The 236-nt window shown below is 65.3% G+C and carries 1 protein-coding gene; it reads right to left on the reverse strand.

Annotation, left to right across the window (positions count from 1 at the left end; genetic code table 11):
* Window positions 1-236, reverse strand: a 236-nt coding sequence (locus tag SB773_RS34595; RefSeq protein WP_410595065.1) for a hypothetical protein, incomplete at both ends; no start/stop codon positions are given.

The raw sequence follows: 236 nt of genomic DNA on the forward strand, positions 1-236 counted from the left end.
TGCGCCGCCGAGGCCTGCTTCTCGCCTGCCGTGATCGCGTTCACAGCGTTCCAGCCACTGTTGTCGCCACTGAGCAGGTCGATGTTGTCGATGTGGCAGTACTCGAAGACGACGCCGGAAATGGCGTCGGTGCTCGGGTTGCCGCCCGAGCCGTCCGGCTTCTGCGTGCCGTTACCCGGGTTCGCGAACTTGTGGATGATGATGGAGCCCTGCTGCGCCGAGTCGATCGACGCCGC

The sequence above is a fragment of the Bacillus sp. SIMBA_074 genome, assembly GCF_046534555.1.
Lineage (GTDB): Bacteria > Bacillota > Bacilli > Bacillales > Bacillaceae_G > Bacillus_A > Bacillus_A mycoides.